At 48.4% G+C, this 16202-nt stretch carries 14 protein-coding genes; 1 reads left to right on the plus strand and 13 read right to left on the minus strand.

The genetic code is table 11. From position 1 onward, the window contains the following. Positions 1-13: 13 nt before the first annotated feature. From BUA17_RS18500 to BUA17_RS18540, 9 genes are all read right to left on the minus strand, one after another. Entirely contained in the window at positions 14-703 is a 690-nt protein-coding gene (locus BUA17_RS18500) for a hypothetical protein (protein WP_063567935.1), read from the minus strand. A 7-nt stretch (positions 704-710) separates the two neighbouring features. After that, positions 711-2003: a normocyte-binding protein gene (locus BUA17_RS18505; RefSeq protein WP_072734547.1), complete on the minus strand. Its 1293-nt coding sequence runs from the start codon at positions 2001-2003 to the stop codon at positions 711-713. Next, entirely contained in the window at positions 2003-3847 is a 1845-nt protein-coding gene (locus BUA17_RS18510; protein WP_072734548.1) for a SpoIIE family protein phosphatase, read from the minus strand. The genes BUA17_RS18505 and BUA17_RS18510 overlap by 1 nt, the downstream gene beginning before the upstream one ends. 40 nt (positions 3848-3887) lie before the next feature. Continuing rightward, positions 3888-4769 carry a PP2C family protein-serine/threonine phosphatase gene (locus tag BUA17_RS18515; RefSeq protein ID WP_244552178.1) on the minus strand — a complete coding sequence of 294 codons (882 nt, stop codon included), beginning with the start codon at positions 4767-4769 and terminating at the stop codon, positions 3888-3890. After that, positions 4754-5287 (minus strand): FHA domain-containing protein, encoded by a 534-nt coding sequence (locus tag BUA17_RS18520; RefSeq protein WP_072734549.1) that lies wholly within the window; start codon positions 5285-5287, stop codon positions 4754-4756. Before BUA17_RS18520 ends, BUA17_RS18515 begins: the two co-directional genes overlap by 16 nt. A gap of 42 nt (positions 5288-5329) precedes the next feature. Then, positions 5330-5881, minus strand: coding sequence for an FHA domain-containing protein (locus tag BUA17_RS18525; protein WP_072734550.1), 552 nt, complete (start codon positions 5879-5881; stop codon positions 5330-5332). A 42-nt stretch (positions 5882-5923) separates the two neighbouring features. Then, positions 5924-6385, minus strand: a complete 462-nt coding sequence (locus tag BUA17_RS18530; RefSeq protein WP_063567939.1) for a J domain-containing protein — start codon at positions 6383-6385, stop codon at positions 5924-5926. Between the two features lie 126 nt (positions 6386-6511). Then, positions 6512-6937: a hypothetical protein gene (locus BUA17_RS18535; RefSeq protein ID WP_053781361.1), complete on the minus strand. Its 426-nt coding sequence runs from the start codon at positions 6935-6937 to the stop codon at positions 6512-6514. Between the two features lie 182 nt (positions 6938-7119). Continuing rightward, entirely contained in the window at positions 7120-9288 is a 2169-nt protein-coding gene (locus BUA17_RS18540; RefSeq protein WP_064636265.1) for a hypothetical protein, read from the minus strand. Positions 9289-9866: 578 nt separating this feature from the next. On the opposite strand from BUA17_RS18540, the gene BUA17_RS18545 reads away from it, so the two are divergent. Further along, positions 9867-11933, plus strand: coding sequence for a VWA domain-containing protein (locus tag BUA17_RS18545; protein WP_072734551.1), 2067 nt, complete (start codon positions 9867-9869; stop codon positions 11931-11933). A 182-nt stretch (positions 11934-12115) separates the two neighbouring features. On the opposite strand, the gene BUA17_RS18550 is transcribed toward BUA17_RS18545, so the two are convergent. From BUA17_RS18550 to BUA17_RS18565, 4 genes are read right to left on the minus strand one after another with little or no spacing between them, the layout of a single operon-like run. Next, entirely contained in the window at positions 12116-13702 is a 1587-nt protein-coding gene (locus BUA17_RS18550) for an FAD-dependent oxidoreductase (RefSeq protein WP_072734782.1), read from the minus strand. Positions 13703-13704: 2 nt separating this feature from the next. Further along, entirely contained in the window at positions 13705-14652 is a 948-nt protein-coding gene (locus BUA17_RS18555; RefSeq protein WP_072734552.1) for an ROK family protein, read from the minus strand. Positions 14653-14680: 28 nt separating this feature from the next. Beyond that, positions 14681-15508 carry a MurR/RpiR family transcriptional regulator gene (locus BUA17_RS18560; protein WP_072734553.1) on the minus strand — a complete coding sequence of 276 codons (828 nt, stop codon included), beginning with the start codon at positions 15506-15508 and terminating at the stop codon, positions 14681-14683. Then, positions 15495-16202 (minus strand): N-acetylmannosamine-6-phosphate 2-epimerase, encoded by a 708-nt coding sequence (locus tag BUA17_RS18565; protein ID WP_257020610.1) that lies wholly within the window; start codon positions 16200-16202, stop codon positions 15495-15497. The genes BUA17_RS18560 and BUA17_RS18565 overlap by 14 nt, the downstream gene beginning before the upstream one ends.

Genomic DNA, 16202 nt, shown 5'->3' on the forward strand with positions numbered 1-16202 from the left:
CTGCTGGTGCTGCTTAATATAGGGCAATCCCGTCCTGTATCATCGTATAGTCCACATCCAGAATACCAAAATGATGCCCCCAGTATATTTCCGTGTCAAAACGTACCGGCAGAAAGAGCTCAAGAATCAGTTCCAGCTTCTCCTTCGCTTCTGTACGTTCTACCTGACCAATATACAAAAGCAATTCATCCTTCTCCTCACAATTGGCATAAAGGGTTGAACGCGGGAACATCCGGACAAGGGTATCCCTCAGCAGATGAACGGCCTCCCCCGTATCGTACAGACGGAGCATATTGCAGGCGATCACTTCCTGTTCCTCTCGTCCGAACAACTCCAGTCGCCGCCGTATCCGTTTCCCGTATACACCAGAATGCATATCATTCAAAATGAAGCGAATGTAATACTCCCTTTTATTCATCCCCTGCATCAAATCCATATCCGCCAGAAAATGAATGACCAAATCAAAGAGCGTCTCCCGCAATTCCACCTGCTCTTCGTTATTGATATCGAACAAATCCCTGAAAATATCAAAAAAACGATAATACGGATTGACTTCAATCGTACGTTCCACGTCTGAAGCATTCAGGTTCGTATGACTTAATTCCATATATGGCGAATATACACGTGCAGGAACAAAAGTTACGTCTCTCAGATCAGTTCCATTACGCTTGGCGCGAATAATCAGATCCCATATATAATTCATGTTGAGCTCACATCCATTCCCCTTCGCAGCGATATTCAGGGAAAGCCAACTGGATCTCGGATACCAGAAAGCTCAGCAAATCATCCAGAAAAATAGCCTGCCCTGGCTGAATTCCGTGTTTGCTGAACCTTAAAATCATTCGATGTTTATCTGCCTCAACACGGACATGATCGCTAACAAATCCATTAAGCGGGTACGTGATGCCCAAGGTAGGCCCAGGTGCCACCACTTTCACATCTTCCAGTTCCAATCCCTCCGCTGCCTGGAAAGCATGAACCATGCGGGCAATCTCCCCTTTGGATCGCACAGAGCGTCCTTCCTGACGCGCATATTTACCGGCAAACCCTTCCCGTTTGTTGTTGGAAAACAGCGGAAAGTCCATCCTCCCAATGCGGGTTGCGACGGGACCGGCTATTTTCAGTACCGTCCATGAATCGGATTTCTCCAGTGGAGATACGATGGTGATATCTTCTTCCGATCTTTTGATATATCGAATATGCGATTCATCTCCATCCACCAGATACCCGTGCTCAGTCCCTGTTTTGCGGAGCGGTAACACATGTTCATAATTGATGCGGTCCGAAGCCGGGACAGGGAATCCACCTGTTTTCATATCAAGCTGCTGAATATTCCAAAGGGGAATCATGTTCGTTCTTTTATATGACTCAAACTCCTCCAAATGGATTGAAAGTTCTTTGACCACATGCTGTTTGTCCCATGCATCTCCATCGTCCGAACCCACTAGAACACAATCAACGAATTTGAACACATAGGGTGCATTAATCGATTTCCATGGTAGGCTGTTTTTACGAAAGACCCGGTACAGTTCTTCAATTTTGGAGATATACCCTGTACTTGATTTCAACCGAACCGTTATGGCATGTCTGCCTTCACTCGTTACAATCTCCCCGCGGAATGTCCGATTACTTTTCAGCAGGGATTGGAGCTCCTGTTGCCCACATTCCATGTAGAACGTGAATAAATTCATCTCTTCCTTACGTGCCAGCGCATCTGAAGCCTCGCTCAAATAAACAGTCTGCGGTGCAACATCCTCCGGAAGAATCGGATACAGAAATTCATGAATGGGGTCCAAATCTTCCCGCGGACATAATGTGACATATACATCGTGGCGTTCCTCCAGCGGTACCACCTCGTCAAACACACGTTGCTCGATCTGTTTGTTTAGCGTCTCCTGATACTCCACCAGATTAAGAAAAATACCTGTCATGAGGTCTTTGAGTATGCGACGTTGTTCCAGATCCTCCATCTTGTTTAGACGGTCACGAATAATATCTTTCATCACGAATCTCCTCCTTCCGTTGCTTCCTGTTCATTCGCTTCAGCCTCGGTGGTGTCGGTGCTTCCTTTAGCCTTTGAGGCGGAATTAATGCTAGCATTGCTTGTCGTTTTCCCTGAAGAAGACCCGGAGCCGGAAGCATCCGCAGCCCCACTTCCAGCCGAAGAGGAATTACCCGTGGAAGAAGTGCTTCCCACTGAATTGCCTACACTCATTCCTCCCGCATTCCCGGTCCAATCCGAGTTCAAACCAGACGTATCTGTTGTTCCTAACCCTGCCGCATCCTGAGTAAGATCAACCGCCGGTACAGGTGGATTCAGTTTCTCATCCAGCTTATTTATTTTCCGCTCCATAGCCAGCACCCGTTCCAACATATCGATCTCCTGATAAATTTCCTGTGCCGAAGCATAGGCATCCATGGCGCCACTATAATCTCCGGCTTCATTGAAGCGGTCACCCTTCTGTTCCAGCGTATCGGCCTGAAGTTGTCTGGATTGGCGCTTGATATCCGCTCGTTTCGTTTCGGCCGTCTCCAGTTTGGTGGCAACTTCCTTCAGCGCTTCCTTATATGCTGTTTCCGTAGCCGCTGTTCTGGCCCTTTTATACAAAATGATCGCTCCACTGTAGTCTCCGTTCTGGAGTTTCAGATCCCCCTCGGTGATCCAGTCTTGTACTTGCTGAAAGGTGGTCATCTGTTCCAAACGTTCCTGAATGACTTCACGGTTGAACATATTGTAGGAATCAGACAATTCCAGTGCTTTGGTGTAACTGGCGGTTGCCTTGGGAATATCCCCTTCTTTCAGATGAGCCTCGCCGTCAACCAATGTCTGAGCAGCAGCCATCTTCGAAGTCAGCAACTTTTTGTGCACAGGGTCCTTTATTTTGATCGAATTGTTGCGAGCAAGACTGTAATCTGAGACGGCCTTGGCGTACTCCTGTTCCTTCACGTACTGGTCAGCGTTCTGTTCGTATTGCAGCATATCTACGACCAGCTCGGCTTTTTTGGCTGCGCTTTTCACCGCGTAGAATATGCCGGCTCCGCCAAAAATCAGGAGCATAATCAACATGATGGCAATCCGTTTAATCCACTTCTTACGGTTCTTGGGTTCTTCATGAAAAATCTTGTTCACATAGATGGCTGCCGCACTATAATTCTCGATTCGTGAACGTTGCTTGCTGAGCATCACTTCTTCCAACGTATCGGCCAGCGCCTGCGGGTCATTGGCACCTTCCACCGCATCAATCATCTCGGCATCCTGCACACCTTCCCATAATCCAGGGGTGCATAGAACAAGCACATCACCATCGGCAAGCTTGACCTTATCGGATACATACGGTTTGATCATGCCAGGTTTGCCCGCGTATTCATTCAGATTGCCGCGTTCATCATGCTGATCCACACGATCCTCTGCAATCTGGCCTTCCGCTGCCAGTTGGGCAGCTACACTATGATCCTTGCTTTTTAGTGCAAGCCTATTTCCCCGGAAATGATACAAGCGGCTATGTCCGGCCGATGCCCACACCATGCGTGTATAATCTGTTACAACAATAACGAATCCCGCTTTGAGCCTGACTCGGCGGCTTTCATACTGCAACCATTCATGTGCGATCTTGATATATTCCGTCAGTCTGCGTTTGGACATGGTTGGCTTTTCCAAAAAGGATTCCAGAATGGTCTGTACTGTGATCTGTGCACTATTCACTTCCGTATCGGTGTCCAGACCATCTGCAATGACATAACAAGCCCAGTCTTCCAGTTCAACGCAGCCGTAGAAATCCCGATTTTTCAGGAAAGACCCCGCCTCTGAGACAAAAGCCGTCTTGAATTCACTGTTCTCCTTCCTCATCCGTCTCCCCATTTCCCGTCCCTGTGCGTTGCCCGATCTGTTACCATCCTTGCTCCAAAATGATAATCGTGGCGTTATCCTGATGCACGAGCTGTTTTTCTTCAATTAAATCAATGATGGCCTGGGCTGCATCAAATGGCGGAATATCTTGCGCCAGAATGGTCTCCAGTTCCATCTCCGTGAGGGAGTTGTATACCCCGTCACTGCATAACACAATCTTGTCCGCCGGCTGCAGTGCAAACGGCTCGTCCGCGATTTCCATTTGTTTAAAATGGTCGTACCCCAAATAGTTGACCAGCCTTTTGCGCTGCGGATTGTCAAGTGCCTCCTGCTCCGAGATCTCGCCAGACATATACTGTTCTTCAAGTTGGCTTTCCAGTGTATGCTTGTGATTGATGGCAAGCAGCTCTCCTTTGCGAAACACGGCCAAGATGCTGTCTCCTACCGCACCCCAATACAAATCCCTGCCCTTGATCATGGCAGACACCAATGTTGTCCCTCCGGGAACGCCCAGCAAATTCCGAAGGATGGCCTGATTTGCCGCATGGGAAGAAGTATCCCAGAACTCTTCCGGATCAGGAAACCGCTCCAACTCTTCAAACTCCCGGATAAATGTTTCCACGGCTGTCGTACTCGCCACTTTTCCACCGGACAATCCACTGATTCCATCTGCGAGTACAGCAAGTACACCATGCGGCTGCACGGCACAGGCAAAATAATCGTCCTGTTCATTGCGAGCACCAATGGTCTGTCCATTGCCAATTTGAACTCCAACCGGTCTATCGTCACGCTGCCTTACCGGAATCCGGCTTCGTGCGAATAACAGCAACCAAATCAACAAACAGCCACCCGCAAGTACCCAGTAGGGCGTTAGCTCCTTGTCGTTCCACAAAATCATGAAGGTGTTCACTGTTGCTCCCATTCAAAGTGCACACCGCACAATGGAATGAAAATGAATTTGCTGCGTCCCAATTGAATAACATCGTAGGCAGCCAGTTCCACCGGAGAATAGACTGCTTCATTATTGTGATATGCGAGGCCAGAAGCATCGCCGGGCAGCAAATAGAAATTCCGCTTTTTGGGATCGTACACAATCACCGCATGATTACGCCGAGAAATCGTGTTATCCCCGAGGATGCGAACATGCATCTCTTCCGAACGTCCAATAAAGTTCTTTTCAGCCATTATTCGATAATCCTGGCCCATCTGCGGACCCTCGATGCACACCATCCATCCCGTTACCGGTTCAATTCCTGTCGTTTCGCCCAGGTATGGCATCGTTCTGTCATCCTCTGCCGTACGAGGTGCGCGTGGGACTGCACCCGCTGCCTCACCATTACTGGTAGCTGGCGATTCAACGGCCAGATTGCAATATGGACACGTATTGCCGTGCCGTCTCGTGCTGAACATATGTCCGTTTCCACATCTAGTCAGACTCATTTCGTTTCATTCCCCCGTAAGCTTGTATGATGTACGCCAACGTTATTTCACCAAAATGCGGGTATTGGCAATATAAATTAAGTCCCCTGCCTCAATCAGGCTGGGTTCTTCGATTTCCAATTTGGATGCTCTGCTTTGATTTCCTTTACGTACACCTACCCCACTGGCCGAGTCGATATCCTCGATAAACCATTGACCCGAGGCTTTGTTCAATACGGCATGCTGCGAGCTAATGAGAGACGCATAGGGTGTATCGGACAGATCAATGTCAGCCTCGCTGTTCTTCGAACTTTTCCCGATCAAAACACTCGTTTCGCCCTGAATATACCATTCCTTCACACTTGTGCCGTCGTCGTCCAGGAGGACGAGCTTCACGACACGCGAAGACAATTTCTTCTTTTCCGCCTTGGTGGCTGGCATGTATTTAAAATACAGGTATGCTCCTCCAGAGAGGACCACGATAATTCCAGTTACCCATTGGGCACTCATATCCCGGTTGATGATAAATATGTAATACAGCACGGCTAACGAAATCATGGCGACGCAAGCGTCAAGCCCCATCGTCAATACCGACCTTCCTCGTTTCACTTCCATAACCTCCGCCTGAACCGGCTTGATCCATAACGAGCTACCGGTCTACTTTTTTCGAATTCCGAAATATCGGTCAAACATGGCGGACATATCCATTCCTTTATTGGGACCGGCTTTGCCACCGTTTGGACTTTCCTTGCCTTTGGGGTGATAGCCAAAAAATTGTTCGAACTGTTCCTGCATCCGCGATGGATCCGACCACACCTTCTCGGCATTTGCACTCCCGGACTTCGCATTGCCTTTACTGGATCTGGCTGTATCGGATGCTGAACCCTTCGCTTGACCTCTATTACGTCCAGTGCGAAGCTGCTGATCATATGCTGCTCTAAGCTCGGAATTTCCGAGTGTACTGTATGCCTCATGTACTTGCTTGAAACGCGCTTCCGCCTGTGCACCTCCCCCATTGACATCCGGGTGAAATTTCTTCGCCAATTGACGATAAGCCTTCTTGATCTGCTCCGGAGAAGCTTCACGTTCTACACCAAGCACGGCATAATAATCTTTCATGGTATTCTTTCCTGCCTCCCTGCCGTATTCGGGCGTAAATAAAGATTAAGGGGCACCAGGGCCCCTTAACATGACAGCGTTGTTCCGGACCAGAACGAACTGGCCCAAGACAACAGTTGTTCCCTTTTATACAGGGAAGCCGCCCTCAATTTTAGTGAATTCAGTTTTGTCTTTTTTCTGTTTGATGAACAGGCTGAATTCACCTACGCCTTCGGTATCACCGAAGCGCTCTGTGTAATCCACAACAAATGCGTTAGGCAAGTAAATTTTGCGTACCACTTGATCTGCTGCAACCACTTCCAGGGTTACTTTGCGGTAGCAATCCGCTTTTTCAGCAGGCACGAGGGACCACAAAGCAAGTTTCATCGTGTCATCTGCATTGTCACCGTCGGTTGCAGTGATAATTTTGCCGCTGATGCGAAGTGTTGCGCCTACATCTGTGGATCTAGCGTTGGAATCATCTGGTGTATCCGTGTCATACACAACTGTACGGATATTATCCATTCCCAATTCGATTGTTTCTGCGCCTTCTACTTTCAATACAAAACCCATTAATAAAAACCTCCTTAAGATTAGGAAAAAATGTGCCCGGTATACTCCCCATCTCGGGAGAGGTACCGGAATATATGTATAAAGGCAAGACGATGAAGTCTGCCTCTAACACCAAAATAAATGTCTATAATACGTTGTTTGATGAATCATATTTAATAATCAGACTTGTTCCAATGGTATTCTTACACTTTCATCGCACTGGTGCCTTTGGTAATCATGACCTCCAGGTTCTTCACGTTGCCGTTAAATACCAGGTCAATATGGCACATGTTGCTCTTTTCATCGATGATAAAGCTCATATCGTCGCCTTCCTGAATGATCGAATTGATCGACCCTCGAGTTCCCAGCCACCGGCTCTTCTGACTGCTCGGATTGTTGCTGAAGAATTTGACGATATTTTCATGCTTGAAATCACCGGTTTGGAAACGGAGCAAGCGCTCAATGTAAGTACTCACAAGTGTTTTGTACAAGGAATCAAAACCATCTTCGGACATCGCCATGCTTCTCGCTTTATAGACCGTAATCCGTTTGATGTCGCTATCCTGGATTTGGGCATTTTCCGATGAGAAAATAAATCCAAAGTTTTTTCGGTTAATCAAATCCTTGATGGTATTTGTAAATCCGGAAATTTCTTTGGTCATCGTTGTTACAACACGCAAGCTGTTGTCCCCTGCCTCAATGTCAAAACGCACACCTGGATAATCACGGTTGACGTTCTTGAAAGCCCCTTTCAGGTATTCCGGACACTGATACGCAGCAACAATCCCTGCAGATACATAGGACGCTCCAACATACACGCCTTCAATCCACAGTTTCAGAATGTCTTCCTTCTCCTTGGAAAGTTCCACACCATTCTCCGTCTGAAGCATGCGACTGTCGATAACAACTCCCGATTTCTCCTTGGGAATAATTGTGAAGTTTGGAGCACTCGGAATGGCAAACTCGCTGTATTCCTTCCGGGTCAACACTGAACATTTATCGATATACTTATCAATACCTGCGGTAGCCATGCTGCTGAAGGTGGTTTCTTCCCCGGATTCAAAGCTGAAGAACACCTGCACCTTGTAATCCTTAACAACTTGCAGAAGCATTGCCAGAGATTCCATGCTGTTTCCGTCTTGTTTAACTACTTTCTCGTTACCACGGAAACGGGCACGGCTGACTTTGACTTGGCCTGTATTTTCCAGTTCTACGGAAGGAACGATACCGAACCAGATCGTATCGGTAAAATCATTCTTCGCGTTGACAGTGTTGAGATATGTCTCAAGCCGCGGAATATTACTGCTCTTGACGAGCATATCCAGTTTGGCATTGGAGATCAGCATGGAAGGAAGCATGCCTTTGTTCTTAATCGCATATTGGTCAAAGAACATTTTGACACCCAATATTTTCTCGACCAACGGTTTTACCGTTTTCACAAAATCATCCTTGGCGTTTTTGTAAAACTCCAGGTATGTATTGTAATTCTGCACTTCAACAGCAGTATCCACTTCAGACTGTACCGCAGGAAGCGGGCAGAATGTGCGGACCACCAGATCCTGTACATACGGCGAAGGTGTCTCGGAAAGTGAATCGTAATCTTCGGCAAATACTTGCGTCAAATCAGTGCTTGTCGCTTCATCAAGAAGCATCAGTTCGTTGTTATCACTCTTCGGAGCTTCGATAATTTTCAATTCTCCGCTCTCACCAATCGTAAGTTGCCCTACCTGAATCGCTTCTGATGAAGTTTCTTCTTGTGCACGGCCCAGCAACAAACGGGTCTTAATATCTTCAATGGCGAGTGGAAGCATGGCCATGACATTGTTGTAGTTCCGGCTTGCATCTTCAAACATGACGTTCAGCTTATCCCCGATATCCAGCTTCTTCGGATCGCCGTCATCCAGCTTCTCATGCTGACCATACATGTAATGGATTTCCTTCCGGACCTGACGAATGTCATCCATAACTTTTTTCGGTGAAATCATATCGAGCAAATTTTCAAACTTGAAATCAACGTTCGTAATACCTTGACTGCGCTTGGTATCAATCAGGGTGAACAGCATTCTCAGAAAGTCGTTACTATGGTCGATCTTGATCTCCGAGATAGCCTCGTCCGGGATACCTTCCGGTTTTTTAAGCGTATACATGACTTTCTGGTTTACCGCATTGAAAAAGGAGTACACGCTAGGTGAGAACTTGTCCAGGAACTCATCGAAGCTGCGAACAAGCAAATGTTCGTTAATCTCCTTGATCTTATCGTCACTCAGACTGTCGATGCCCTTAACATCACCAACAATGGTGATCAAGTCCAACTTCTCGGGATTGATTTCTTCAAAAAGCATCGTTCGGTTCGTTTGATTAATAATGTCCATTCAGGCAACATCCGCCAAGATGATGATCCATTCGGGCGAATGCTTCCCCCCCTCCATCAATTTTTGACACTCCGCACGTCTCTATCAGCCTTCGGTCATGATCCAGGAGAATCACTATTCCCAGCAAACACAAGACCAATAGAACGAGCTGTCAACATACGACTGGAACTTATGTACCAGATTATGCCGTTTGCTTTGGAGATTTATGGAATTCATCTTAATCATCAGCGATATGTTTTGTCAATAATCCCCACCATAGGTCTAAAAGCTCATTTTATAACCTTCGATATACCTATAGAACTAATTTTTGGAATTCGCTTCACTTCCTTACGGATCATGCCGATGATATAGAATATCCTATAATTTGGATGATGTTCAATGATTTAAGACTAGTGGGGTTTTCCCCCTAATCAAGAGTAAAAATACTGAAAGTATGCGGTGTTGCATTATTCTCAATTAATGAAAACTACGCATAACGGCGTGATATCGTGATTAAGCAAAAGTTTTTCAAAAAAATTTAATATTCCCAACAAGTGAACCGAAGTTTTTCAAACCAGAAAGGGGATTCGAAGCCTCACATGATATTAATTAAATGCAAAAAAATACTGCTCTCTCTATTGATGATTAGCATTTTAATTCCAGCAGGGAACATTGGCAGCATCTACGCAGAATCATCTGTCAAGACCCACGCGTATGAAGGACTCGATGCCATGTTTGTCCTGGATGTTAGCTACTCTATGAATGAGACCGACAAAGATCGCATCGCCGAAGAAGTTATACATATGTTTATGGATATGAGTAGTGGACCTAAGACCCGATTGGGATTCGTAGCTTATAATGATCAAATCACTTCATCCGTACCTCTAATGGATATATCATCCTCTGGGGCACGAAATAACCTTCGTAGTCGTGTTGATGGCTTAAAACGCTCAGGGTATACAGATCTTGGACTTGGCTTGCGCCGAGGTGCGAGCTTGCTTGAACAGTCCCAGACGGACAAACGAAAGCCATTTATGATTTTGCTCTCTGATGGGGAAACGGATTTGCGTGGCTCGTCGAGCAGAACACCAGCTGATTCATCCAAAGATGTAGACAAGGTGATTGAGATGGCTCAAAAAGCTAATTATCCAATCTATACCGTCGGACTAAACCGGGATGGTTCGGTTAACCCCGCTGAACTGGAGCGAATTGCTCAGGAAACGGGTGGATCTTCCTTTATCACGGGAAGTGCAGACGACTTGCCTGAAATTTTCAACCGGATTTTTGCAGATCAGATTCAATCTGTTCTTGTATCTGTGGCAGCAGTAACAGCAACAGGGGCAATGCAGGAGGTAACTGTGGACATCCCCAATTCAAGCATGGCGGATGCCAACATTATCATGCTCTCTGATCATGCTGTCTCTGAAGCTCAGCTGTATTATCAGTCCAGCAATGTCAGCTTCATCCGATCTGATAAATATGCTCTAATGAAGATCATTCGTCCGGTCAAAGGACAATTCAAGCTGAAATTCAAGGGGCGCAGCGGAGATTTGGTGAAGATCAACCTACTTGGAAACTACAACGTGTCTGCGGTTGCACATATGGCAACGGAACAGCCAGTAAAGGGGAAAAACATCACATTTGAAGCCTCTCTCTACGATCAGGCTGTGGACCCTAAACCCATTCAGGATTTGAATGTTTACAAGGGACTTGAAGCAGAACTCATTGTCACCCCGTCTGATGGAAAAACAGAGCGCATCCCTTTGACTAATACAGGCAGCGGATTTACGGGAAAATACACTTTTCCAAAATCGGATCTATACACATGGGGTCTTCGGATTGATGGTCCTGACTTTTATCGGGAGATCACTCCGGTTGAAGTAGATATTACGAATCAGGCCCCCGTAGCAACCGGGGAGTCCATGGTGTTATCCAAAGACGATAGCAATACAGAAGTTGACCTAAGCAACTATTTTAAGGATGCCAATAATGATCCATTAACGTATGCCCTCGCAGAAGGTGGGAGTGAGCGCAAACTCGGAGACGCTGTCATTGAAGGTAATATACTGCGTTGGTCTTCGCTCCACACCGGTAGTTCATCCATTACGGTGACCGCCACGGATTCTGAAGGCGCGAGTGTAACCGCAGACATCCAGTTGAAAATTCATTCTTTACGTGAAAAGATACTTCTATATACGGGACTCGGTCTCCTCGCAGCCGGGGGTATCTTCGCCCTGTATTGGTTTGTGCTGAAACCAAAACCTGTATTCCGCGGAAGGCTGGAAGGATATTTCTTGGCCACTGCAAACGGAGAAGATATTCCCGTGACGAATTGGCCACTGACTTCATTGGAGCGACGAAAAGTAAGTCTCAGTGAACTATTTGATCGTATGGACATTAGGGTTAAGGTACCGGAGTCAGGACGAATCTGGCTGGAGGCTGGTAAAAAGGAAACGTTATTGGTACGGCATGATACGAACTGCACAGTCGTTCGGGGACGAACACCAGTGAAACCCAGACATACAGAAGCTTTGGAGTATAATGAAAAGTTGTATATTACGTTTGAAGATGGAGTCACGGAGATTGAAATTCGATACAAAGCCATCAAACCAAGTACTAATATCTATGTAGGACAAAAGAAAGACCCACAGCAGGCCATGGGATAATCATCGCAGTGTTGATGAGAACGATCATCTGCAATGACACTATTGTAAAAACAGATGCACAAAGAGAATTAATCGACTTATAGAAAATGATTCCTGTTCAGAACAGGAATCATTGTTTTATCCCTTTGGTATCTCTAGTGCTTATGTGTTCTGAAGATAGCAACGTTCTCTTAAAAGTCTATCTAACACTCCCCTGCCAGCTCCGCTTCTGTCCAATGAAGCTGAACACCCTGGCGAATCAGCTGTGCCTGATAGGCATGAAGATGCTCCGTCGAAGCCCTCACTTCTGAGGGCTCTACTTGCTGTGCAATGGCATAAGCGGCAAGGGTGCCGGCAGCCTCGCCAATATTCCATTCGGTGGGATGCAGACGGTAACAACCGTTCGCAATCTGGGTCATGGAGATATTTTTGCAAGCTGGGAGCAAGTTCTTGACTCGCACCGGGATGAGTGCACCCAGCGGAATCTCATAGGGATGGTTCGGTATATAAAAAGTCCGCTGGCTCACGGTTGTCGGATGGAGATCCAGATGATAACTGCCGACACCCACACTATCCTCGTAACGTTTGGCTCCCTCTGCTCCGCGCAACTCCTTGCTCACATCCTGCTCGGTAATGGTATATACGCCTCGGATTCGCCGTGATTCCCGAATATACGGTACTTTCGCGAGACCGTCTTCCGTACCGAGCACATCTCCACGCAGCCTTACGCCCGGATAACCCTTTCCGCCGTCCAGGCGGGGAGCTGCTGTCTGAAGCCAGTATACTAAGGAAAGAGTTAGTTGCCTCGCCCCTTCCAGATGCCGCTCTCGTTTCTCCGGCGATACGCCAATGATTGGCCCGGCGTAATAATCGTTCAGTGCCCAGTTGAGCAGCGTGACTTCACCATCATTCAGTGACTCTGTCCATATAGCCGGGTCAACGATCCGCCGATAATTCCACAGGGAGGTTATGCCCTGATCATTCGGGAACATCGTGAACTCTTTCAGCTTGGAGGTATCATTGGCATCCGAAGCGTACCAGCTCAGGATAGGATACAGTGAGAACGAGGGAACATACTGACGCCAGTAATCATAATCCCTCGGACGAGGGATCGTGAAGTCTCCTCCCGGCACATAATCCACTGCCGCCACATGGGTAATCGACTGCATGTCTAGCGGATTCGCTTCATCCAGGGCATGTGGCTCACCCGTATCCCGCCGAGATTCCGCTCCACTTACATACTCTACTCCCGCAAGGGGAAGCAGATCACCGCATTCTGTAGCATCGAGATAATAGGCACCCTGGAGCTTAATTAATCCCCCATATCGCTCTTCACGCACAGTCACGCCAGTCACCCGGTCACCTGCTGTATCTACCTGAACTGGCACAGTATGATAGAGCACCTCGATTCGACCGGTGTTCACGTAAGGCGCAAGCATCTCGTGCAAAACGGCAAGCGCGACCTTCGGTTCATGCGCCAAGCGGCTCACCCAGCCATTGCCGGGGTTAAGAACAGGATCGCTCTTGGCGACATCCGTAAGCGGGTAGTTCCGTCTGTAGTAATCTCTGACTCGGCTGCGGAACTCACGATACGATGCTGTACTGCCAGATTGTTCAATCCAGCGGTGTTCATCTGGCGGTACTGCCTGTGAGGTCAATTGACCGCCAAGCCAGTCCGTCTCTTCCGTCAAAAGTACCCGTTGCCCTGCCTTGGCTGCAGCCAGCGCAGCCGCAGTCCCGCCAAGGCCACCGCCAATAATGACGATATCACTGTGTTTCTCCTGTTCAATACTCAATGCTTTGTCTCCTCCCTGTCACTGCCTTCAGACCAGCCAACGCCGTCCTTACGTAGGCGTTCCAAGGCCAGCTGCGCCGCCCCGAAACAGCCTGCCCAGTTACCGAGTTCAGCCACTGCAACCCTGTCTGCCAACCCGACACTGGATAACTTAGCGGTAAGCATCGGCCACCATATAGCCTGATCATGGGTCACACCGCCACCAAGAATAATCAATTCCGGATCTATCGAGGCAGATATATTCGCAATAACCACGGCCAAAACAGATATGTATCGCTCTAGAATGTACAACGCTATTGCTTCTCCCTGGCTTGCAGCGGTCATAATCTCTCGGCCGTGAGTATACGTGTTGCCCTTCTGTTCCCGCGCCAGCCGCATCAGTGCACTACCGGAAATGTATTGCTCCACGCAGCCGCGTTTGCCACAATTACAAGGCCGACCATCAGGCACCAGCACACAGTGCCCCCAGTCCCCACCGCGCCAGTCTACTCCCCGTAACATCCTGCCAAATGCCATATTGGCCCCACCGACCCCAGTTCCGAGTGTCAGCATAACCAGGTTCTGCTTACCGCGGCCGGTACCAAGCCACGCCTCGCCGAGCAGTGCAGCATTGGCGTCGTTATCGGCAGTTGAAGGCAGGCCAAATTCCGCAGTTGCCCACTGTGTCAGTGGCATTCCCTGCCAGCCAGGTAAATTATTCGTTGCGTGGATCACTGCACCCGTTTCCACATTCACCCTTCCTGCCGAGGCAATACCCAGTGCCTTCACTTCTTCACAGCTAGACAACAGTTCACTTACTAACCCGCGCAGCTGGCCAAGTATGGCCTTCCGGCCCAACCGGGCCTCGGTTGCACATGTAGCCTCCACCAGAACGACTCCGGCTTCATTGACTACAAGCCCTTTAATGCCTGTGCCACCTACATCCACGCCAATGACCTGCGGCATTTGCTTTCCCCCTATTCACACAAACCCTTCAATATATACGGTCGATAACCGCCCTGGCCGTTAATTCCTTCATCTTTTTAGTCTCATCGCCATGCTCGCGCTCCAGTCCCTGGCAGAGCAAGTCGATAATAAACAGCTGAGAGATTTTAGCTCCTACAGAACCGCCTTCAAGGGGAGACTCCTTCCCCGCGGTCAAGAGCAAGATATCCGCAATAGAAGCAATGGGGGATTTGGCATAGTTCGTCATGGCAATCACCTTAGCCCCGTTTTGTTTGGCCTTCATCAGCATATCGTTGGTATCCAGCGTACTGCCGGACACGCTGATGCCAAAAGCCACGTCACCTTCTCCCATCGTTACCGCCATCATGGACTGAATATGGCTGTCGGAATTCGCTTCCGCACGTCGGCCGATGCGCAGAAAACGGTTCTTGGCATCCATAGCGGTAATGCCTGACGAGCCCACGCCGAAGAATTGCACATGTCGTGCGCTGTCCAGACACTTTACTGCCTGCTCCAACTGGCTGCGATCCAGCATACCCAAGCTGGATTGCAGCACACCCACCATCGCGGTATATAAATGGTCGGCGTAATCGTCCTCTCCCTGCTCGCCGTCTGGCTGGTTCTGCCGTTTCGGCAGCCCTTGGGCCAGCATCAGCTTGAAATCCTGATAGCCTTTAAACCCGATTTTACGGCAGAATCTCATCACCGTGGTCTCTCCGGTACCAGCAAAATCAGCCAGCTCAGTCACAGACAAATAGATTATATTATCCGGATTGTCCCGTACGCACCTGGCCACCTTCTGCTCCGACCTGGTCATGGAAGGATAATACGTATTAATTCGGTCATTCATCTCCATTACTCTTCATCCTCGCTTTTTTGGTCACTGCTGCGAACTGTCGGGTAATTAGCTGTGGCCGAGTTATTGCGGAGCCCACCACAACAGCGTATGCCCCCAGATCAAGCGCCTCCTCTACCTGAGAGGGTATACTAATCCGCCCTTCGGCAATGACCGGAATCTTCAACCGCTGTGCGCACATCCCTAGCAGCTCCAAATTTGGCCCTTCCTGCTGCCGGGAATACGGTGTATAACCCGATAGGGTAGTCGAAACACAGCTGACTCCAAGTGACTCAGCGTATAAAGCTTCCTCCAGAATGGAGATGTCTGCCATGGAAACCACCCCATTTGCGTTCAGATAGGCGGTGATTTGCTCCAATGTATGATTTTCCGGCCTGCTCTGGCGGGTCGCATCAAATGCAATGATATCCGCTCCGGCCTCCAGCAACTCGTCAATTTCTCTGAGGGTTGGGGTGATATATACAGCAGAATCCGGGTAGTTGCGCTTTACGATGCCAATAACCGGCAAAGATACGGTCTGCTTGATCGCACGTACATCTGCTGCACCATTCGCCCGAATACCCGCGGCCCCTCCTTCCTCCGCAGCCGCCGCCATACGAGCCATCATCTCTGCGCCATGCAGCGGTTCGTCAGCCAGCGCCTGGCAGGAAACAATCAGTCCCAAATGCAGTTTCTCCAACACTACCTTTGTCAG

Origin of the sequence: Paenibacillus sp. ov031 (assembly GCF_900143165.1) — a bacterium.
Lineage (GTDB): Bacteria > Bacillota > Bacilli > Paenibacillales > Paenibacillaceae > Paenibacillus > Paenibacillus marchantiae.